General features: G+C 51.8%; 12 protein-coding genes. 8 read left to right on the forward strand and 4 right to left on the reverse strand.

Going from position 1 to position 20,611, the window contains the following annotated elements:
• The first annotated feature begins 117 nt into the window (after positions 1-117).
• The 4 genes from FHS90_RS12705 (at position 118) to FHS90_RS12720 (ending at position 4,831) form a co-directional block, all read left to right on the forward strand.
• Positions 118-414 (forward strand): hypothetical protein, encoded by a 297-nt coding sequence (locus tag FHS90_RS12705; protein ID WP_182513327.1) that lies wholly within the window; start codon positions 118-120, stop codon positions 412-414.
• Positions 415-660: 246 nt separating this feature from the next.
• A complete protein-coding gene (locus FHS90_RS12710) occupies positions 661-1,317 on the forward strand; it encodes a hypothetical protein (protein ID WP_182513328.1) in 657 nt (218 codons plus the stop codon).
• Positions 1,318-1,948: 631 nt separating this feature from the next.
• Complete coding sequence (locus tag FHS90_RS12715; RefSeq protein WP_182513329.1) at positions 1,949-2,386, forward strand: YkvA family protein; 438 nt, start codon at positions 1,949-1,951, stop codon at positions 2,384-2,386.
• 207 nt (positions 2,387-2,593) lie between these two features.
• Positions 2,594-4,831, forward strand: coding sequence for a S46 family peptidase (locus tag FHS90_RS12720; RefSeq protein ID WP_182513330.1), 2,238 nt, complete (start codon positions 2,594-2,596; stop codon positions 4,829-4,831).
• A 545-nt stretch (positions 4,832-5,376) separates the two neighbouring features.
• On the opposite strand, the gene FHS90_RS12725 is transcribed toward FHS90_RS12720, so the two are convergent.
• Complete coding sequence (locus FHS90_RS12725; RefSeq protein WP_066836103.1) at positions 5,377-6,252, reverse strand: SDR family oxidoreductase; 876 nt, start codon at positions 6,250-6,252, stop codon at positions 5,377-5,379.
• 497 nt (positions 6,253-6,749) lie between these two features.
• Positions 6,750-8,213: a phytoene desaturase family protein gene (locus FHS90_RS12730; RefSeq protein ID WP_182513331.1), complete on the reverse strand. Its 1,464-nt coding sequence runs from the start codon at positions 8,211-8,213 to the stop codon at positions 6,750-6,752.
• Between the two features lie 64 nt (positions 8,214-8,277).
• On the opposite strand from FHS90_RS12730, the gene FHS90_RS12735 reads away from it, so the two are divergent.
• Positions 8,278-9,102, forward strand: coding sequence for a Rossmann-fold NAD(P)-binding domain-containing protein (locus tag FHS90_RS12735; RefSeq protein WP_182513332.1), 825 nt, complete (start codon positions 8,278-8,280; stop codon positions 9,100-9,102).
• A gap of 216 nt (positions 9,103-9,318) precedes the next feature.
• Positions 9,319-10,545, forward strand: coding sequence for a BaiN/RdsA family NAD(P)/FAD-dependent oxidoreductase (locus FHS90_RS12740; protein WP_182513333.1), 1,227 nt, complete (start codon positions 9,319-9,321; stop codon positions 10,543-10,545).
• A gap of 1,043 nt (positions 10,546-11,588) precedes the next feature.
• On the opposite strand, the gene FHS90_RS12745 is transcribed toward FHS90_RS12740, so the two are convergent.
• Together FHS90_RS12745 and FHS90_RS12750 are read right to left on the reverse strand one after the other, a co-directional pair.
• A complete protein-coding gene (locus FHS90_RS12745; RefSeq protein ID WP_182513334.1) occupies positions 11,589-13,457 on the reverse strand; it encodes a DEAD/DEAH box helicase in 1,869 nt (622 codons plus the stop codon).
• 1,240 nt (positions 13,458-14,697) lie between these two features.
• On the reverse strand, positions 14,698-17,385 hold the full coding sequence (locus FHS90_RS12750) for a TonB-dependent receptor (RefSeq protein ID WP_182513335.1): 2,688 nt from the start codon (positions 17,383-17,385) through the stop codon (positions 14,698-14,700).
• 738 nt (positions 17,386-18,123) lie between these two features.
• On the opposite strand from FHS90_RS12750, the gene FHS90_RS12755 reads away from it, so the two are divergent.
• Both FHS90_RS12755 and FHS90_RS12760 read left to right on the forward strand, forming a co-directional pair.
• Entirely contained in the window at positions 18,124-19,593 is a 1,470-nt protein-coding gene (locus tag FHS90_RS12755) for an ArnT family glycosyltransferase (RefSeq protein ID WP_182513336.1), read from the forward strand.
• A complete protein-coding gene (locus tag FHS90_RS12760) occupies positions 19,568-20,533 on the forward strand; it encodes a glycosyltransferase family 2 protein (RefSeq protein WP_246386995.1) in 966 nt (321 codons plus the stop codon). The genes FHS90_RS12755 and FHS90_RS12760 overlap by 26 nt, the downstream gene beginning before the upstream one ends.
• The last annotated feature ends 78 nt before the right edge of the window (positions 20,534-20,611 follow it).

The raw sequence follows: 20,611 nt of genomic DNA on the forward strand, positions 1-20,611 counted from the left end.
CCCGTTGCCTGGGATGGAGAATCAACTAGTTATAATTGGATGCACGTAGCCCGAGAATGTACTGAATATTGGCATCAGCAGCAACAGGTTAGAGAAGCGGTCAATAAACAAGGGATCATGTCTAGAGAGTTATTTTATCCTGTTTTTAATACGTTCTTTCAAGCTTTACCACATACGTTCCGTGATAAAGCCGCTGAAAAAGGTACAGCTATTGAAACAAGGGTAGCTTCCGAAGCTGGTGGTACTTGGTCCTCAATTAAAAATACAGACAGATGGAAACTTGAATTAGGAGCTACATCAACCCCTGTAGCCGTTGTCTGTATACCTATTGAATTCTCCTGGATTTTATTTACAAAAAGCATTCGGCCACATGAAATTATGAATAAAGTAAAAACAAAGGGAGATAAACATTAAGAAAAAAAGGTACTAGAAATGGTATCAGTAATAGCATAAAACTATCTCTAACAAGGTATTTAGAGCAAAGCCTCCCTTCGGTACGGAACGCATCATAAACTTACCGTTGTACATCATTCCCTTTCAGAAGAAACTCCATTAATAAATTTAGCCCTCATCATTATTCATTGCCTTATGAACGCTTACTTGCACATTTCATATGGTTAATTAAATTTTAAATACTGTCCACTCACAGCAATTTGTACCATGACATTTTATTATAGCAAGTATCAAAAGATAGGACAGTTTACCTGTCTAGCTGTATTTATTCTTGGAATGGTTTATGCTGCTACAACTCTTCTTGGATTTTTATCTCTTAAATCACCGGCTGAACCAATCGGAAATCCCTATTTCACAATAATGGAAGTTTTGACGATACTCGTTGCACCTCTAATGGCAATTAGTATGGTGGCCGTTCACGCGTATGCCTCACCTGTTGACAAAATATATAGTCTTGCGGCACTTTTGTTTATGTGTTTAATGACAGGAATTACTTCCAGTGTTCACTTTATTATGCTTACCGGAAGCCAGCAAGCTCAGGTTGCCCAACATGCAGATTTTCGCTTTTTCTTTTCGTTCAAATGGATTTCTGTAGCCTATGCTTTAGATATTCTTGCATGGGACTGGTTTTTTGCTCTTTCATTCCTCCTTGCGTCATTCTTGTTCAAGTCAAGCAGAGAAGAAAAACTTCTTCAAAAAGTAATGATGATTAGTAGCATATTAAGTCTTGTGGGGTTAATGGGTGTCCCACTGAACAATATGCAGATCAGAAACATAGGTATACTAGGTTATGCTGGTATAGCGCCATTTGCCTTTTTGTGGATAGGCAAAATCTTAGGTCAACCAAAAGCGCCCGTGTCTTGATGTGCCAATACAGTCGCACAACATCAACTTAAAAAATAAGGGTTTAAGATTATGCTCTGAAACAATCAATTTCATTATGCCAAATAAAGCAGCCCAAACTAGACTTTCAATAAGCCTTCCTCCTGAAGGCTGTAAAGCACAGGGTATATTGTAAAAGCAGGAAACCAGCTAGCAACGCATAAAATATTTCAGGAATCCTGGAGGACTACTCTTTAAGGGTTGCAGACATCAACCAGCCAAAGAATGAAATAACCTTAGCAAATAATGACCAACTATTACCACTTAAATGGGCAGAAACCGCAAAAATGGCATTGACCTAAAACGCGTACCCTGGCCCTATGCACAACGCAAGCAACCCAAGTCCAAGATGGGTTTCTGGGCTGATTTCCTAAAAACAGACAGGCGGAAATTGTCCGAATCTCAGGAAAGTGTTTTTGGGCTCTTTTCCGGAAAACAGGCCAAAAACAGAAATTGAGCCACTACAGGCTCTCTTAGATTCTCAGGGGCCAAACTTAAGCAGCTTGAATATACCCCACCACCTGCATGTCCTTTGCTCCTTCGGCGTAGGACAGGCACATCCAGAATTGTGGCCTTGCGTATACCTAGCATCATTCACTTAAAACATAGACGTATGGCCTCGCTAGAAGATAAAGGATTTAACATTTCCAAGAATACCTTCTTTAAATATCTTATGTCCAAAGCTTCCGGCATTATGGGCAAACCGGTGAAAGTGGGACTGCTGCTCACCACTGCCTATGAGAAGCTCACCAGCGCCAACAGCACTGAGAGCGGCTTTGAGCAGATCAAAGACACCATGCTGCGGTTTATGCGGCTGGTAAAAGCCTACTACAACGGCACCTACCGGAACGTTGAAACCAAGTCTATGCTCCTGGGTATTGCCGTCATCTTATACGTGGCCACGCCGCTGGATCTGGTGCCAGACTTTATCCCCATCATCGGCTTCGCCGATGACCTGAGCCTCATGGCCTGGTTCATCAATGCCTTTCAGGAGGAACTGCAGAAATTCCAGGTGTGGGAAGAAGGTGCGGTGGCGGTAGGTCACTCCTAGCCAGCCCCCGCTATTGCTCCTGAGGCCTCTGTTTTTGGCCTGTTTTTCTAAAAACAGGCCAAAAACAGAGGCCTTTTGCATGTGGTTTGCATTTTAATTCTGCCAAAACACCTCCCTGGCACAATTTATCGGCAGCGCCTACGTGGTAAGGGAAGTAGACCAGTTGGGGTACATTTAGTACCTTTGGCCCACACAAACACCACCTATATGATAAACCGCAAACAACTCCTGCTTTGGGGGCTGCTGCTCCTGGGTTCGCTCAAGGGCTTTGCCCGCCCAGACGAGGGCATGTGGCTGCCCATGCTCCTGAAGCAGCTCAACGAGGCTGACATGCAGAAAAAAGGCATGCGCCTGTCGGCTGAAGACATCTACAGCATCAACAAATCCAGCCTGAAAGACGCCATTGTCCAGTTTGGCGGCGGCTGCACCGGTGAAATCATCTCTAACCAGGGCCTGCTGCTCACCAACCACCACTGCGGCTACGGCCAGATCCAGTCGCACAGCTCGGTAGAGAACGACTACCTCACCAACGGCTTCTGGGCCATGAACCGGGACCAGGAGAAACCAAACCCCGGCCTGACCGCCACCTTCATTGTGCGCATGGAAGACGTCACCAAACAGATCCTGGGCGATGTTCCTGCGGGCCTCCCAGAGGCCGAGCGGGAGCAGCGCGTGCAGGCCAACATCAAGAAGGTACAGTCCCAGGCCACCGCAGGCACCCACTACGGCGCCATCATCAGGCCGTTCTTCTACGGCAATGAGTACTACATGTACGTTACTGAAACCTTCAAAGACATCAGACTGGTGGGGGCTCCGCCCGAAAGCATAGGCAAGTTTGGCGGCGACACCGACAACTGGATGTGGCCCCGCCATACCGGCGACTTCTCCCTGTTCCGGATCTACGCCGGGCCAGACAACAAACCCGCCGACTACTCGCCCAAAAACAAGCCGTACACGCCCAAGCACCACCTGCCCATTTCCCTGGCGGGGATCAAGGAAGGCGATTTTACTATGGTGTTCGGGTTTCCCGGCCGCACCACAGAATACCTTCCGTCACAGGCGGTGCGTGAGATTGTAGAGATTTCAGACCCGGCCAAGGTGAAGATCAGAACCGTGAAACTGGGGCTCCTGGACCAGGACATGAAGGCAGACCCAAGGGTAAGGATCCAATACGCCGCCAAGTACGCCAGCGTGAGCAACGCCCACAAAAAATGGATTGGCGAGATGCGCGGCCTCCGCAAACTGGATGCCGTCACCAAAAAGCAGGAGCTGGAGAAACAGTTCGCCGCCTGGGTGAACCAGGAGACCAGCCGCAAGAACACCTACGGTCAGGTGCTTCCGCAGTTTGAGCAGAATTACGCGCAGCTGGCTAACGGCATCACCCTGGCCCGCGATTACTTCAATGAGGCGGTACTGGGGGTTGAACTCCTGAGCTACGCCCAGGGCTTTTCCCAACTGGCGGGTATGATCCAGCAGAACGCCCCGGAGGCCGAGGTGCAGGAACAGATCAGAAAACTGAAAGCAGGCGCCCCTGGATTCTTCAAGAACTATAACCAGCCCACAGACCAGAAACTGTTTGAGGCGCTGCTGCAGCTGTACGCCCAGGATGTGCCGCCAACGTTCCAACCAGATGCGTTTAAATCACAGACCCAGAACTACAAGGGCAACTGGAACGCCTTCACCCAGGAGGTGTATGGCAAAACCTCTTTGAGCACCCCAGAAAAGGTACAGGAGGTACTGAGCCAGAAACCCTCCGAGATTCTAAAGCGCCTGGCCGCTGACCCTGCCGTGCAGCTCATCAGTAGCTTTGTAGGCACCTACCGCTCCCAGGTACTGCCTACCTACACCAGCCTGACCGACCAGAATACCCTGCTCAACCGTACTTACCTGCAGGGCCTGCGTGAAATGCAGCAGAACCGCAAGTTCTACCCAGATGCCAACTCCACCCTGCGGGTTTCTTTTGGCCAGGTAGACGGTTACAAGCCGGCAGACGGGGTGCAGTATGAGTATTACACCACCCTGGAGGGAATCATTGAGAAAGAAGACCCCACCATAGTAGATTACTACGTGCCGGCTAAACTGAAGGAGCTGTACCAGAAGAAAGACTACGGCCCTTATGGCGTGAACGGCACCATGCCGGTAGCGTTTATCGCCTCCAACCATACCACGGGCGGTAACTCCGGCTCCCCGGTGATCAATGCCCAGGGCCAGCTGATAGGCACCAACTTTGACCGCAACTGGGAAGGTACCATGTCAGACATCATGTATGACCCGGACCGCGTGCGCAACATCAGCCTGGACGCCCGCTACTTCCTCTTCATTGTAGACAAGTTTGCCGGAGCCGGTCACCTGGTGAAAGAGATGACCCTGGTGGGTGCTTCCTCTTCCGCGCCAGCGGCTATGCCGAAAAAAGCCCCGGCGCCTGCCGCGAAAAAGAAAAAGTAACCACCCGCTGGTTTTACCCTGTTTTCAAAAAAATAGCCCGGAAACGCTCCGGGCTATTTTTTTTTGCAAAGAACCAAGTCAATTTTTTCTATTCTGCTGCACGCAACGCTCTTCTTTGGGCGCAAGCAATCACAATCCTTTGCATTTTCAGTCTACTTTCTGAAAGCAACAAGAACAGACTTTGCCAGCTTTAATATCGCTTTTCATTAGAGCTTATATGGAATAAGGTTTTAAAGGAGAAGAACTAGAGCTGAAGCATTTTCTTAACCGCGTCTAAAGTATAAGTTGGAGACGTTTGTTTCCTCGGCTACGCTCGGAAGGAACTACTGGAGTAGCTATAATTCCTTCTTCTGTATAACCTCTATTAAATAACGGGCTCCTGCCAGGTTCATAAAAGATTTCCTGTTTTCGGCCTGTTTTCCTGAAAACAGGCCGAAAACAGGAAATCCCTAGCTTCACCCTGAAAGGAAGGATTGCTTCTGAACAACAAATGCCTCCCCTACTATCTGCTTGTTCAGAATGGAAACAACCAAATCTAAGGCTCCCTATTTTTTACCCCGCACCTGCTGCTCAATCGCATCCCAGGCCTCAGAAGGCACCTGGTCCAGGTAATTGAATTCGCCGCCCCCGTAGAGCCACTCGCCGCCGTCAATGGTGATGACTTCGCCGTTCACATACGCCGAGTAGTCTGAAATCAGGTAAGCGGCCAGGTTGGCCAGCTCCTGATGGTCGCCAAACCGTTTGAGCGGAATTCGTTTCAGGGGGTCCAGCTGTTCAGACAGATCTTCCGGGAAAAGACGGCTCCAGGCTCCCTCGGTGGGGAAAGGCCCCGGCGCGATGGCGTTGGATCTGATGCCGTATTTGGCCCACTCGGTGGCCAGGGATCTGGTCAAGGCCAGCACCCCCGCTTTGGCCGTGGCCGAAGGAACCACATACCCAGACCCCGTCCAGGCGTAGGTGGTGACAATGTTCAGAAAAGTGCCCGGCTGCTTCTGCTCAATCCAGTGCTTGCCCACGGTCAGGGTGCAGTTGTAGGTCCCTTTGAGCACAATATCTACTATCACGTCAAAGGCTTTGGGGCTGAGGCGCTCTGTGGGGCTAATGAAGTTCCCGGCGGCATTGTTGAGCAGCCCGTGCACCGCGCCAAACTCCTCTAGCGTGGCCTGCAGCATGGCCTCTACTTCCAGGGGTTTGCGTACGTCACAGGCAACAGGCAACACCTTTCCGCCGGTGGCGGAAGCCATTTCCTGCGCAGTTTTCTCTAACACGTCCAGCTTTCTGCTGGTGATGACCAGATTGGCCCCCAGCCGAAGGAAATACATGCCCATAGACTTCCCCAGTCCGGTTCCGCCGCCGGTAATAATAATCGTTTTGCCCGTTAGTGCGCCCTCCCGCAGCATGGGCTCTGTATAGTGTGCCATAGTTTTGTTCTTGTGTTAGACAAAGTAAACGGCTGCCTCTGCCGGTTGTTCCCTCAAAAGGCACAACTGCAGCGTCTGCCGGCCGCTTCTCCCCTGTTCCTTAAACTGAACAAGATAGAACAAAATCTTTTCATTGCTATGCAGATGTACTCACGTTGTTTTTAACGCCTTCCAACGCAAGGTTTAGCCAATGCCAGCGGCACCTTGGTGAGTCTGGGGAACTGCACCCTCCCTTGTTATGTGACGGTAGCCTTATGCCTGAAATAGCGCCTTCATTCAATTGTCCTTTATAGAATTAGAGGCAAGCAATAGACGTATTCCCTTATTGACAATGTGCTGCTATTGATCTTCATGCTTGTGTCTTAAAATGATTTAAGTCTCCAAACCTGACGCAACTTCAAACTTATTGTACCCAAGCCTCCCAAACTTCCATGCCTGAGAAAAGGGAAAGTGTTTCCGGCCTTCTTCTGTAGACTTGGCTTCGGCCACAGCCGAGGTTAAAAATGGTCGCGCAGGAGCTTTTGGGCGGCAATGATCCCGCTCAGGCACACCCCTGGTATTCCCTGCCCGGGATACACCGTGTCGCCGCAGACATAGGCCCGGCGGCCATCCAGGCGGGCATCTTTCATTTGCCAGGGCTTAATGCGCCGGAACTGCGGGTAGCCCCCCACCTGTCCCCAGGCCCTTCCCGTCCAGTCCAGCCACGCGCCGGGCGTGGCCGACTGCACCAATACCACCTGCTCCGGCTGAAAGAATCCGGCCTTGGCCAGGAACGACACTACCCACGCTTCCAACGGTTTTTTATCTGTAATCCAGGTAGAGGGCGGGTTTGGTACGTGCGTACTGACGGAGGCCACACAGAAGCCTTGGGGCGCTCTGGCGTGGTCATCTGTGTGGCTGAGGCTTACAAAGATGCTTTCGCTCCCAATCTGGGGCACTCCGCCGGGCACGTGTAGCTGGTGGTGCAGGACTTCCAGGGGCTGCTCCCGCCTAAACACCAGGCTCCAGGTAAACGCCCCGTTCACCTCTGCGGGGGAAAGCAGGTAGGGCTTCAGCTTCCGCCGGATCTCCGGTGCCGGGAAAAGGTCAAAGACATTGTTCAACGGAACGCCCAGCACCACATAGTCGGCCAGGAGATGGCCTCTGGAAGTGTGCAGCAGATAGCCGTTGCCTTGCGCCTCTACCCTTTCTACCTGGGTTTTGTAGTGTATTTGCCCCTGCCGCTCCCGCAGATAGGCAATCAGGGGCTCACTCAACTGCCTCAGCCCGCCGGGCATAAAGTAATTTCCGTACAGGGTGTAACAAAGCGCGGTGGCACCAAACAAGGCATTTACTTCTTGCCGGGTATTCTGGGCGGTGATCAGCAGCTGCTGGTCTACAAACTCCACAAACGGCTGGTTCTGGTCCAGCCCGTGCGCCTGCAGCAGTTCCTGCACCGTTTTGAACGCCAGCGGCAGCAGCCCCACCTGTTCTGGTTGCAGCGCCTTCACGGCCTGCCAGACATCAGAGAGCGAACTGAAAGGGAAACTCTGCTGCCGTACCGACGTCCGCCAGACTTTCTGGCTCAGCCTGTAACAGGTTTCCCAGAAGCTCCTTTGCCCCGGTACGCCAAATACCCGCTCGGCTTCTTGAATCCAGGCTTCCAGATGGGGGAAACGGGTTACGCGGGTGCCGTCTTTGAGAACCACCTGCATGGGAAGGGCCAACCGTTGGGCGGGTATAGAAATTCTGGTCTCCTGCAGCAGATAGTGCAGCGGCATGTGTTCATCCAGCCCCACCAGCGTGGTGGCCCCGGTTTCAAACCAGTAGCCCTTGCGCTTGTAAGAAGACGCGCAGCCGCCGGGGTAGTTGTTCTGCTCCAGAACCGTCACCTGAAGCCCCGCCTTCGCCAGTAAGGCCGCGGCACTCAAAGCCCCGAACCCGGAACCGACCACTGCCACCTGTGTTGTTGCTGACTTCATTTGTGTACAACCAAAACCCGGGCAATTTGTTGCCGGCCTCTGGAAAGGTGACGTTCTTTGTGGCATGAAACCAAAGAAGATTGCCGTACTGGGCTGCGGATGGCTGGGCCTGCCCCTGGCGCAGGAACTGGTCAAAAAAGGCTACCGGGTAAACGGCTCCACCACCACCCCAGGCAAGTTGCCGATCCTTCAGGAAGCGGGAATCCAGCCGTTTTTGCTCTCTTTTCCGGAAAACGGCTCCAAAACAGAACTTTCTTCCTTACTGGAGGCAGAGACGCTGGTCTTTAACCTGCCGCCTTCAAAAAGCCAGGGCGAAGCCGCGTATGAACAGATTCTGCAAACCGTTTTGGCCGCCGCTCCGGCTGCTTTGCAACACCTGCTCTTTGTTTCCTCCACCTCTGTGTACCCAGACCTGAACCGCGAAGTGATAGAGTCAGACGCCGTCGCTTCGCCTGCGGCTGCCTCCCTTCTGCTGCGGTGCGAGTACCTGGTGCAGCACATGCAAGGAATAACGACCACGGTGGTGCGGTTTGGCGGGCTGATGGGCAGGCAGCGGCACCCCGGCCGGTGGCTGGCGGGCAAAAAAGACGTTCCGCAGCCCGAGGGCCCGGTCAACATGATCCACCTCACCGACTGTGTGCAGCTGCTGACCGAGGTGCTGGCGCAGGAAAAGTGGGGCGAAACGTACAATGCCTGCGCCCCGCTGCACCCCACCCGGCAGGAGTTCTACACCGCTGCCGCCGCTGCGTTAGCTTTGACGCCCCCTGCCTTTGCGGCTACTACGGCCCCACGTTTCAAACTGATAAACAGCAACAAAATCACCGCTGATCTTGCCTACCGTTTCCGTTTCCCTGATCCGGTAGCCTGTCTGGCATCTACTGATTTTTAGCTAGCGCTAAGTACTGAAAATATCTTCCGCCCACGGCGGATTGTAAGATTTCACTTCTGGCTTAAGGTTAGCCAGCGTTTTGAAAGCTCTCCGGCTCTTCCTGCTACTATTAATCTGAGTGGTTAACGTGAAAACCTGACCTGGAGCAGGAGCATGCTGCCCAGAAAAAGCGGCATCTGTTTTTTGCCTATTTTTGTAAAAACAAGTCGAAAACAGATGCCGGGAACAGTAGTAGTGATAGGGGGCGGTGCCGCCGGATTCTTCGGGGCTATTACCTGCGCTGAGGCCAACCCTTCCGTGCAGGTCATCCTGCTGGAGAAGACCACCAAGCTGCTGTCTAAGGTACGCGTGTCTGGCGGCGGCCGTTGCAACGTGACCCACGCCTGCTTTCAGGCCGGCCCCTTTGCTCAGCACTATCCGCGGGGGCACAAGGCGCTCAAGCGCATGCTTCCCCACTTTGGGGCGCAAGACACGGTGGCCTGGTTTGAGAAAAGGGGGGTAAAGCTGAAAACAGAGCCAGACGGCCGCATGTTTCCGGTGTCTAACACCTCAGAAACCATAGTGGAGTGTCTGTTACAGGCCGCGCGTGCCGCCGGGGTGCTGATTAGAACCGGTGTGGGGGTGCAACAGATTACCCCTAGCGGCCCCCATGCCTTTGCCTTGCACCTTAGCTCAGGCGACACACTGGCTGCAGAAAAAGTCCTCATCGCCACCGGCGGAAACCAGAAAACGGAGCAGTACCAGTGGCTGGCGGACCTGGGGCACACCGTTGAGAAGCCGGTTCCTTCGCTGTTCACGCTCAACGTACCCTCCTCCCCGTTCAAAGACCTGCAGGGCGTCTCTGTGCCGAAGGCGAAAGTAAAACTCACGGGTCAAAAACTGGAAACAGAGGGGCCGCTCCTCATCACGCACTGGGGCCTGAGCGGACCGGCGGTTCTCCGGTTTTCGGCGTGGGGGGCGCGTCTTCTGCACGGGCAGCAGTATACCGGCACCGCGCTGGTGAACTGGGTACCAGAGGTTCCGGAGGAACAGGTGCGCCAGCAACTGCTTGACATGCGGCAGTCTTCTCCCCGCAAAACGGTGCTTACCAACGCTCTTTTCGGGTTGCCTAACCGTCTCTGGCAGCGCCTCTGTGAACTGGCCGAGGTGCCGGCAGACGTAAAGTGGGCTGAACTGCCCGGCAAAGCGCAGAACAAACTCATTGAACTGCTCATCAGGACCCCGTTTGAGGTGCAAGGGAAAACCACCTTCAAAGAAGAGTTTGTCACCTGCGGCGGAATTGCCTTACCAGAGATCAACCTGGATACCATGGAAAGCCGCAAAATTCCTGGATTGTATTTTGCGGGCGAGGTTCTGGACATAGACGGCATCACCGGCGGCTTCAACTTCCAGGCCGCCTGGACCGGCGGCTACCTGGCCGGCAAAGCCATAGCCGGACTATAAAGTTATATTTTCTGTTTTCGGCCTGTTTTTAGAAAAACAGCCCGAAAACAGAAACATTTTGGAGCAATCCAAAAAACTATTCTGCGATGGATCTGCCTTGTGGTATCAGATCTTCTTTTAAAGTTGATCAGCTCTCCAATAAAGAAGAGTATCGGCAATGGTTAGAAGGCACGGAAGTAACTTAAGCGCCAGAGAGGAGCCATAAAGGGCAGAAGTTATGTGAGGCTGCCGCCTCATGGAAGCTGAAAGCTTCCGCCATTGTAGGTCCAAGTTGGAAACTTGAACCAGAGATTGTGACAAACAAGCAGCAATAAGTAACCAACAAGCAGCAATGAACAATCAACACTTCTGCTAGTGGCACATGGTTTAATTAGCACTTCTGCCCCTGGCTGATATGCGCAGCACGGGCTCGTCTCAGGCTAGCGGAACAGCAGTGGTTACCTGCAGAGGCAGACATAACAAGTGAAGCTGATCAGGAAAGGAACCGAAACCAGTCCTGGCGGGGAGCGCCTCTGTTAATACGGTGCCGCACCAGCGGCAAGGCCGGAGGGCCTAGTTTTAACAGCAGTGCTCCCCGCCAGGACGGGGCCCCGCGGCCGTGAGCGCTTACCGGAGGCAATGCAACAGCAATGGGATTTCGCACCGGAGCAAACGAGAGAGCCAAGGGAACAGCAGACCATGTATTCCAGCAGCAGCAACAGGGTCTTTGAAAAGAGTTAATCACTTAGGCATACAGTCGCCAACCATCCTCGCCAAGGGAAAAGCGAAACACGCATTCCTACGCTGCAGCAGCAAACTACCTATCCTGAAAACTTTTGAATTAGATTCCAATCTAAAATAGATCTTCCCGTTTTCCGCCTGTTTTTCTAAAAACTCAGCAAAACCAGTTGGGGTAGGTATAAAAAAATAAACGCAGCATTCTGAGTGCTGCGTTTATTTTAAAACAGATACTAAACCCTTTATTAACTTTTAAGCTCTGTCCCTCAGTTATACGGGAGGAATTTTGCCAGGGTTATAGTTTCTGAGAAAATATTTAAGTTTTTTTAGAAGTCTCTTCTTTTGCGTTCCCGGAACCCGCCGCCGCCGCTGTTGCGGTCACGGTCGCGTCCGCCACCACCGCCGAAGCTTCTGCCTCCGCGGTCGCCGCCCCGGTCACGGTCTCCGTAGGACCGGCCGCCTCTGTCGCCACCGCCATAGCCGCCACGACTTCCGCCTCTGTCGCCACCACGGTCTCCGCCGCCGCGGTTGTTGAACGGACCGTCATAGAATTTCTTTCTTGGGCGGTCTTCCAACTCCTGCAGCTCACGGCCACCTTCAGCAGGGTCCATGTTTTTCTTCTCAGCTTTCTGGAATTTCACGGTCATCCCGTTGATTTCAGTTACGGCCAGGCGGTTCAGGATTTCAGCGGTGTACTCAGTAGGTACTTCTACAAAGCTGAAACGGTCATACAGGTCAATGTCTCCAACTTTACCACCCGGTATGCTGGTGTTGTCAGTGAGGATGTCTACCAGGTCTTTGGGATGCAGCCGGTCTTTCTTGCCCAGGGTCACGAACAGACGGTCAAAGCCAGGTTTAGGGCCCCCTTTGCCTTCGCTGGCTTCGGCGCTCTTCTCCTTGTTTTTGGTGTCTTTCATGACCAGCTTCAGCAGCGCCGCGGCAATGTCCATGGTGGTAAGATCCTGGTCTACCAGACGCTCAATCTTTAAGATATGCTTAGACAAGCCGCCTTTCTGGATCACTTCTTTCACCTGGTCTAATACCAGGGTGGTACGCACTTCGGCTACGTCTTCATAGGTTGGCACGTTCTGACGAACGATTTTAGCCTTGGTGAAGCGCTCAATGTCCCGCAGTTTGTACAGGTCTCTACCCGCCACAAACGAGAAGGCTTTCCCAGATTTACCGGCACGGCCGGTACGGCCAATGCGGTGCACGTAGTTTTCCTCGTCCTGCGGAAGGTCATAGTTGATCACGGCCTCCACGTTGTCCACGTCAATCCCACGGGCGGCCACGTCGGTGGCCACCAGAATCTCCAGGGTACCGGCTTTGAACTTGTTCATCACGTTGTTCCGCTGGTTCTGGTTCAGGTCACCGTGCAGACCATCTGCAAAGTAGCCGCGGGCCTGGAGGTTGCTCACCAGCTCGTCTACCATGCGTTTGGTGTTACAGAAGATGATCACCACTTTAAAGTTGTACATGTCAATGAGGCGCGTGGTCACTTCCATCTTGCCGCTGCTGCGTACTTCAAAGTAGATCTGCTCAATGTTGGTCACGGTGAGCTGCTGCTGGGTCACCTTCACAATCTCCGGATTGGTCTGGTACTTGCGCGTGAGCTCCATGATAGGCTTGCTCATGGTAGCCGAGAAGAATACCGTCTGGCGGTCTTCTGGCATTTTGGTCAGAACAAACTCAATGTCTTCCCTGAAACCCATGTCCAACATTTCATCGGCCTCATCTAAGATGATGGTTTTGGTGGTTTCCAGACGGAGGGTTCCTCTTTCAATGTGGTCCATGACGCGGCCGGGGGTCCCGATCACAATCTGTACCCCCTGTTTAAGGGCGCGTAACTGGCGCTCATAGGGCTGACCACCATAGATAGGCACTACGCTGATGCCTTTTTTGTATTTTGTAAGTTTCTGAATCTCTTCTGACACCTGAATGGCCAACTCACGGGTTGGGCACAGGATCAACGCCTGCACCTCGCGGTTGTTAGAGTCAATGCCTTCAATAGTAGGGATTGCAAAAGCGGCAGTTTTGCCGGTACCGGTTTGGGCTTGCCCGATAACGTCGTGGCCTTCCAGTAAAACAGGAATGGCGGCAGTCTGGATAGGAGAAGCCTCTTCGTAGCCTAAGTCCACGATAGCGCGCTGGATTTCTTCCGACAACGGAAGCTCCTGGAATTTAATTCTTTCCATCAATTATGATAAGTATGATATATAAAGACAATACACCTGCCCTAGGGTATTCGTCATTTATCAAGATTTCGTTGCGGAGAAAGCCGCACAGAGGTTTGCTTGAGAAGTGCCTTAATGCCAAAAAATGAGACCAACGAAGTCTCGGCGTGTATTGTGGGGCAAAGGTACGGAGAATTACTGATTTTTCCTAGCGGGGGCTTTTTAAGGAGGAAGAGGGGTTAATTGGGAGAGCTGTTATAAGGAATGGAGTTGGGATCAGTTGTTCTTTATGATTTCTTTGCTGCTGCTGCTGCTGCTGCTGCTGCGGGTATGTGTAGTTTGCTGTTCCCTAGGCTTTGCCGTTTGCTCCGGTGCGAAATCACTTTTCTGTTTCATGGTTTCCGCTGCGCTCACGGCCGCGGGGCCCCGTCCTGGCGATTCGCACTGCTGCTTCTCTAAACCTTCGGTTTTGCTGCTAAAGCAGCACCGAGAACCAGAGGCGCTCATCCCCACGACTGGGTTCTGTTCCTTCCCTGATCAGCTTCTCTTGCTTTGTCTGCTTTTGTAGGTAACGGTTGCAGATCCGCTAGCCTGAGACGAGCCCGTGCTGCGCACATCCGTCGGAGGCATGGGTGGTGGATTGGCTGTGGTTGACTGATAGTGGCAGCTATAGCAGCTGCAGCAGGTCCCGCAGGCGCGAGTCTCCAGACTCGTGCCTGGTGATGATGGGTAGTCTCTGACTGCCCTCGCTGCCGGGCAGCGACCATGCGCAGTGCTGGTTTACCCGTGCTGGATTGCCATAGCGGAATAAATGACTCAGAACTCTAGACTCAGGACTCCTTTCTGCTACTCCCCCTTTGAAGGGGGCGAAGGGGGATGTTTACACCTGCCGGTCCACGCATGCCTGATTATTGTTCGTAAGATTTACGAACAGCAGCGCTCTTCCGGATTTGCAATCCGGAAGCAGGAAAAGAGGGTATTTGCAATCTCCGTTGCGGCATTTTGATGTGTAAGCGCTGCGGTTTTCAAATCCGCAGGTGTCAAGTTAGGACCTGCCAATCCCGAACAGCTAAGACAACTGAGCAATAGAGGAACCGTGAAAAGCCCATAAGGAAGGTTATACACCTGAAACTCCACGCATGACAGGTGTACGGCCATATGCCATACGCCTGCAGGTCCTAACAACACACCTAAACCTCTGAAAGCAAAGGTTCTCTCCTGTTTTCGGCCTATTTTTCTGAAAACAGGCCGAAAACAGATTTTACTTTTTCTCCTGCTTTCCGCCTTTGGCGAAGGTCAGCAGTTTCATTTGCAGGGTGAGCTGGTAATAGCGGGAGATGCGTTTGGTGCGGTTGTCTATGATGGTGTTCCCGTTGGCGGTACGGCTCACGTTGTTGTTTTCATTTAAAAGGTCAAAGGCCTGCAGGCTTACAGAGGCGGTTTTCTTTTTCAGGAAACGCCCGGTAAGGGCGGCATTGATGATCAGGGGGTTGGTGCGGAACGAGCGCGCATACCCTTGGTCAAAGCTCTTGTTCACATTAGTGGAAAGGGTCACGGCCCTGTCCCAGAGATAGGCTCTGCCGTCTAAACTCAGCCGCCAGGAAGACACAGACGACCCTACGCCCTGGGTGAGCTGGTAAAAATCTTTCTGGTAGGAGTAATTGACGCGGGTGTTGACTTCGGTCCATTTCACCGGGGCTACCCGCATCTGCAGGCCCTGGCTCCAGCCCCAGTTCTGCCGCCGGTTTTCCTGGTTGTTGCTGTAGCTCACATTGTTCCCAAACTGAACCCTGCCGTTCAGGCTGAGGGTGTACTTGCGTTCTGCAAACGGCCTGGAATACGAGTAGCCACCCGCCAGGTTATAGTCACCATTGGAGTTCAGGTAGCGGGTCTGCTGCCGGAGGCTTCCCTCCTCTTCCAGCAGAAGGGTGTTCTGCACAATCTTGTTCTGGGTAAAACCCCCGGAGAAATTCACGGCCCAGAAGGAGTTGGAGGTTCGGTCAGAGTGGCGGTAGTTCAGGTTCAACCCGTGCTGGATAGATGGCTGCAGGTTAGGGTTGCCAATGATGATGTATTTAGGGTCAGTCACATCTGGAATGGGCTGCAACTGCTCCACAGACGGCTGCTGGGCGTTGGCCTGGTAGTTCAGGTTGAAAGCCGCCGACTCTGAAACGGGGTAATTCACCTGCAGCGAGCCGCTGCCGTTCAGGCTGCGGCGGCGGTTGGTGGCCGTCTTCACGCCTTCTGTGTGGTTCTCCAACACAGTGGGCGCGGCATTAATACCCACCACATACGTCCCCTTTTTGAACTTGCTGTTGAAAAACAAGCCTATCTGCTGGGTGATGGCCAGGGAGGTGTACAGGTTGGTGAGGGAATCTACAATAAACGGTTCCTTCCCATCCAGAATCTCACGGGTTTCACGGTTGTTGCGGTTGCGGGCATGGCTGTAGCTCCAGTTCACGGCCAGGCTAGAGTGTTCACTCAAAGGCTCCACGTAAAAAGCGGAGGCCCCCCACCCCCTGTTTCTGGTTTGGTTTTGCAGCAGGCGGTGCTGCAGGGAATCTTTCACCTGGTCTTTCTGGAACAGCTGCAGCGCCGTCTGGTTCACCTGTTCATCTTCACTGCTGGAGCCGTTGTAACTGGCATTGACGGTAAAGGTGCGGCCCTTTTTCTCAAACCGGTGGTTCCAGGTCATTTCTACGCCTACTGTGGGGGCAGAAGACGTACTGCCGGAGAGAATATTCCCTTTCTCCTTTTCAGGGAGCTGCTCCAGCACCAGCTCCTCCTGCCCTTTTGGCAGGGAATCTTGCTGAATGCGGTATTTGCTTTCACTGGATGTCTGGCTGCTGTTGAAAGAGAAGTTGGGGGAAATCCGGAGAAAATTACGGTCATTGGGCCGGTACTCCAGGCTCAGGTTACTGCTCAAAGTTTTGCTTTCGCTTTCATAGGCGTTCTGGTTGGTCTGCACCACCACCTGCCGTTCGTAGAAACTCTGCCGCACGGTTTCGCCCAGGTGGTGGTTCTGGTGGTCACTGTAGTTGAACCCGCCTGACACCTGCAGCTTTTTGCCTACCTCCTCTCTGAAATTGAGCCCACCGGTACGGCTGGTAGAACTGCCGGCCCCTTCCCCGCCGCTGTTCTGCAACGCCCCCAGCACGGTCAGCTGCCGGTCATTGTTCATGTAGTTGGCATTAAACGAAGCATTGAACCGGCCGGTGCTGGCCATACCGGCAGAGCCGTTGTTGGAAAAGAACTTGTTTTTCTCCGGGTCAACCTGCAGGTTCAGCACTTTGCGCGCCGTACCGGTTTTCACCCCGCTGAGCCTGGCCATTTCGCCATAGTCATCTACTACCTGTATTTTCTGGATCAGCTCAGCGGGCAGCAGGCTGAGGGCAGTCTGCAGGTCTGCCCCCGTGAAGACTTTCCCGTTCATGCGCAATTCAGTGATTTCCTGGCCTTCAGTGGTGAGGCGGCCGTCTGCATCCACCTCCAGCCCCGGGAGCTTTTTCACCACCTCATCTACTGTCGCATTGGGATCTGTCTCAAACTGGGCCACATCAAATTCCACGGTATCGGTTTTGACCAGCACGGGCGGCGGCCGCCGAATCACCACCTCCTGCAGCACGTGGTTTTTCACCTGCAGCTTTATGGCGGGAAGGTCCAGCACCGTTTGCCCCTCCTGCAAGGAAAGGGTTTGGTGCACCGCTTCGTACTCCAGGGTGTAAACGTGGAGGGAGAACTCCCGGGATTTGACATTCCTGAAAAGGAAATGGCCTTTGCTGTTACTGAGCGCGGTGAGCGTATCCCGCGCCGAAAGCAGGCTAATGGTGGCCGCCTCTACCCCTGCCCCTGTTGAATCGGTTACCTGCCCCTTTACCACGTTGAGTTGCGCCCAGGCAGGGCCACTGAGCAGGTAAGCCAGGAAAAACAGGAAACAACATTTCAGCATGGGGGAAACCGGAACCGGAGGTAGTGGTACTTTCTACAAGCAGGACAGCAGGAAATCCGTCCGCCCCTATACCAAACGTAAAAATAGGGGTTTTCATGTAATCCGCAGGCAGAATGATAGGGGGAACTCTTCTTATGATTTTTGCCGTAGTCTCCCCATCCTGTTTTCGGGCTGTTTTTGGGAAAACAGCCCGAAAACAGGATGGGGAGTAGAAGCCCGCATAGCAGGTGGCGCAGCCCCCACTTTTCTTCCAGACGCTGCGGGGACTATGGAGCAGGCGCAGACGGTACTGGGGAGCGGACATATAGAACCAGCCCCCGCCCCTCCCGGGAGGGGTGTTCTCAGCAATGGAAGAATGGGCTGGTGACCTTCACCCGGCTAGCAGCGGCCTCCTTTCATTTATAAGATCGCATCTCCTGTTTTTTGCCTATTTTCGTGAAAACAGCCCAGAAACAGAAATCTAATAGGCTACCGTTGAATTCCTACTTCTAAACAAATTTCACTCCTATGCCTGCTACTACTTAAATCAGCCTTTCCGCCTATGCTCACCTTAAATATCCTTCAGGCGAATCTGCTTTACGGCTTCTGTGGCAGCCCCACGTTTTTGATACAGCTTACCAGACCAATATCTCCCCAGCAGCAACCATAAGGGAAGCCTACAAAGGGAGGAAAGATTTATATTTGATGTTTTATACTTCTAGCCCTCAACAAAAGACCCTCCGCCTAAACCCGCCCCTAATGAAAACGTCTGTCGTTCACTATTCCAGGTACCTCCTGCTCTTTGGAATAATTCTACTCCCCCTTTTTGGCAAACTAGAGACAGTGCCCATACGGGTGTGGGACGAAGCAAGACAAGCGATCAATGCCTATGAGATGAGCAAGAACCACAACTTCTTGGTGACTTATTTTGAAGGGCAGCCAGATATGTGGAACACCAAACCCCCCTTCCTGATCTGGTTACAAGTTGTTTTCATGAAGGTTTTTGGGGTTTCTGTTTTAGCCGTACGTCTCCCCTCAGCCATTGCTGCTTTCTTAACGTGTGTCCTGCTGCTTTTCTTCTCAGAGAGATATCTGAAAAGCTTCTGGTTTGGGTTCATTGCTGTTTTACTGCTGGTCTGCGCGCAGGGATACGTACATTACCATGCCACCAGAACAGGAGATTATGATGCACTGCTTACGCTGTTTACAACTGCCGGCAACCTTTTCTTCTTCCTGCATTGTGAGTCAAAAAAAACAAAATATCTGTATTTGTTTTTTGCCGCTACGGCGCTAGGGGTACTAACCAAAAGCGTGTCTGGGCTGCTCTTTCTGCCAGCGCTGGCTATCTATGCATTTTATTCAAAACAGTTTCTTCCCCTGATCAGGAATAAACATTTTTACGTTGGCCTTACCGGCTGCCTATTGGCTGTGTTGGGTTATTATGGGCTAAGGGAAGTGTACAACCCGGGGTACCTGGAAGCTGTTTACCAAAACGAACTTGGGGGACGGTACCTGACAGCCATTGAAGGGCATACCGGTGGGTTCTGGTTTTATTATGATGATCTGATTAACTACAGGTTCCCCGAATTCTATCTGTTCATCCCGTGCGGGGTGGTCATAGGCTTGGCAAGCAAAGAGGGCCCCTTCAGAAAAATGGCTGCCTTCTCATTTCTGGCAACACTCACCTTCTTTTTGATCATTTCTACCGGAAAGACCAAATTACCCTGGTATGATGTGCCTCTATTTCCTTTTTACGCCCTCTTATCTGCCATCACACTTTATTGTTTCTTTACCATCTTGAAGAAGTCAACCCTGATAACGTCCCTTTTTCAGTGGAACCCTCTTCCTTTTCTTTTACTCTTTCTCCTGTTTATAAACCCCTATAAGAGAATGAAAGACAAGGTAATGAACCCGGTAGAAGCGTCTTCTGATGTGGAACTCTATGAAATGGGCTATTACCTGAAAGATGCGGTGAAAGGGAAGCACCCTACCCAGGATCGTTTCTTTGTGTTTGAAGGTTACAACCCCCACAATAATTTTTATATCCATATGCTCAAAGAGAGGGGGGTTACTACAGGGCTAAAAGAGTGGAGTTCTTTAGCAGAGGGCGATAAAATTACCACCTACCAAAAAACCATTCAGCAGCACATAGAGGAAAACTACCACACCACCAGAATGGAGGAGGCTGGCAACATTGTCACCTATGAAATACAGCAAAGAAAACACTAACGGTTCTATGGACATCTCAGTAGTGATCCCAATTTTCAACGAAGAGCAGATACTTCCTGAACTCCATGACCGCCTGGTAAAGACGGTTTCCAGGATCACCCCCCACTATGAGCTAATTTTTGTAAATGACGGCAGCAAAGACAACTCCCTGCTTGTGCTGCAGCAACTTAGTGAACTTAATGAAAATGCATACTACATTAACTTCAGCAGGAATTTTGGTCACCAGATAGCTGTGACAGCAGGTCTTGATGCCTGTAACGGTAATGTAGTGGTCATCATTGATGGTGATTTGCAGGACCCGCCAGAACTGATTCTAGAGCTTTATACTAAATACCAGGAGGGGTATGATGTGGTCTATGCCAAAAGAATCAGTAGAAAAGGGGAAAGCTTTTTCAAAAAAATAACAGCAAAAGCGTTTTACAGAACGTTGAATCACATCACCAATATTGACATACCCCTAGACACGGGAGACTTTAGGCTGATTAACCGGAAGGTAGTGGATTACTTGCGGAAGATGCCCGAGCAAAACAAGTTCTTGCGGGGGCAGATAGCGTGGCTGGGGTTTAAACAGACCCAGGTCACGTTCAACCGGGACGAGCGAAAATATGGCAAAACCGGTTACCCGCTGTCAAAGATGTTCCGGTTTGCCATGGACGGCATCACCAGCTTCTCAGATAAACCCCTACGGCTGGTCACTACTCTGGGAATGACCATTTCCTTTGTCTCCTTCCTTATTATTTTATACGCCGTCTATTCTTACTTCATCCTGCACAGAACCATCACTGGCTGGACCTCTTTGATCATTAGCTCTATGTTTATAGGGGGGATACAGTTATTGACCACCGGCATTATTGGGGAGTACATTAGCCGGATAAATAAAAATGTATTGGACAGACCTCTGTATATTATAGAAGACACCAATCTTAGAAAGAATGCATAGGTAAACCCGTCTCTATAAGTGCCAAATTTCGTGATTTAGGGAAGCACGTATTCCTTATTACTCTCTTTTCCTTCAGGT

The organism is Rufibacter ruber (assembly GCF_014138425.1).
Lineage (GTDB): Bacteria > Bacteroidota > Bacteroidia > Cytophagales > Hymenobacteraceae > Nibribacter > Nibribacter ruber_C.

Coding starts and splice junctions, on each gene's coding strand:
- FHS90_RS12705 (WP_182513327.1), top strand. CDS start 118: ATGTCTAGAGAGTTATTTTATCCTGTTTTTAATACGTTCTTTCAAGCT.
- FHS90_RS12710 (WP_182513328.1), top strand. CDS start 661: ATGACATTTTATTATAGCAAGTATCAAAAGATAGGACAGTTTACCTGT.
- FHS90_RS12715 (WP_182513329.1), top strand. CDS start 1,949: ATGGCCTCGCTAGAAGATAAAGGATTTAACATTTCCAAGAATACCTTC.
- FHS90_RS12720 (WP_182513330.1), top strand. CDS start 2,594: ATGATAAACCGCAAACAACTCCTGCTTTGGGGGCTGCTGCTCCTGGGT.
- FHS90_RS12725 (WP_066836103.1), bottom strand. CDS start 6,252: ATGGCACACTATACAGAGCCCATGCTGCGGGAGGGCGCACTAACGGGC.
- FHS90_RS12730 (WP_182513331.1), bottom strand. CDS start 8,213: ATGAAGTCAGCAACAACACAGGTGGCAGTGGTCGGTTCCGGGTTCGGG.
- FHS90_RS12735 (WP_182513332.1), top strand. CDS start 8,278: ATGAAACCAAAGAAGATTGCCGTACTGGGCTGCGGATGGCTGGGCCTG.
- FHS90_RS12740 (WP_182513333.1), top strand. CDS start 9,319: ATGCCGGGAACAGTAGTAGTGATAGGGGGCGGTGCCGCCGGATTCTTC.
- FHS90_RS12745 (WP_182513334.1), bottom strand. CDS start 13,457: ATGGAAAGAATTAAATTCCAGGAGCTTCCGTTGTCGGAAGAAATCCAG.
- FHS90_RS12750 (WP_182513335.1), bottom strand. CDS start 17,385: ATGCTGAAATGTTGTTTCCTGTTTTTCCTGGCTTACCTGCTCAGTGGC.
- FHS90_RS12755 (WP_182513336.1), top strand. CDS start 18,124: ATGAAAACGTCTGTCGTTCACTATTCCAGGTACCTCCTGCTCTTTGGA.
- FHS90_RS12760 (WP_246386995.1), top strand. CDS start 19,568: ATGAAATACAGCAAAGAAAACACTAACGGTTCTATGGACATCTCAGTA.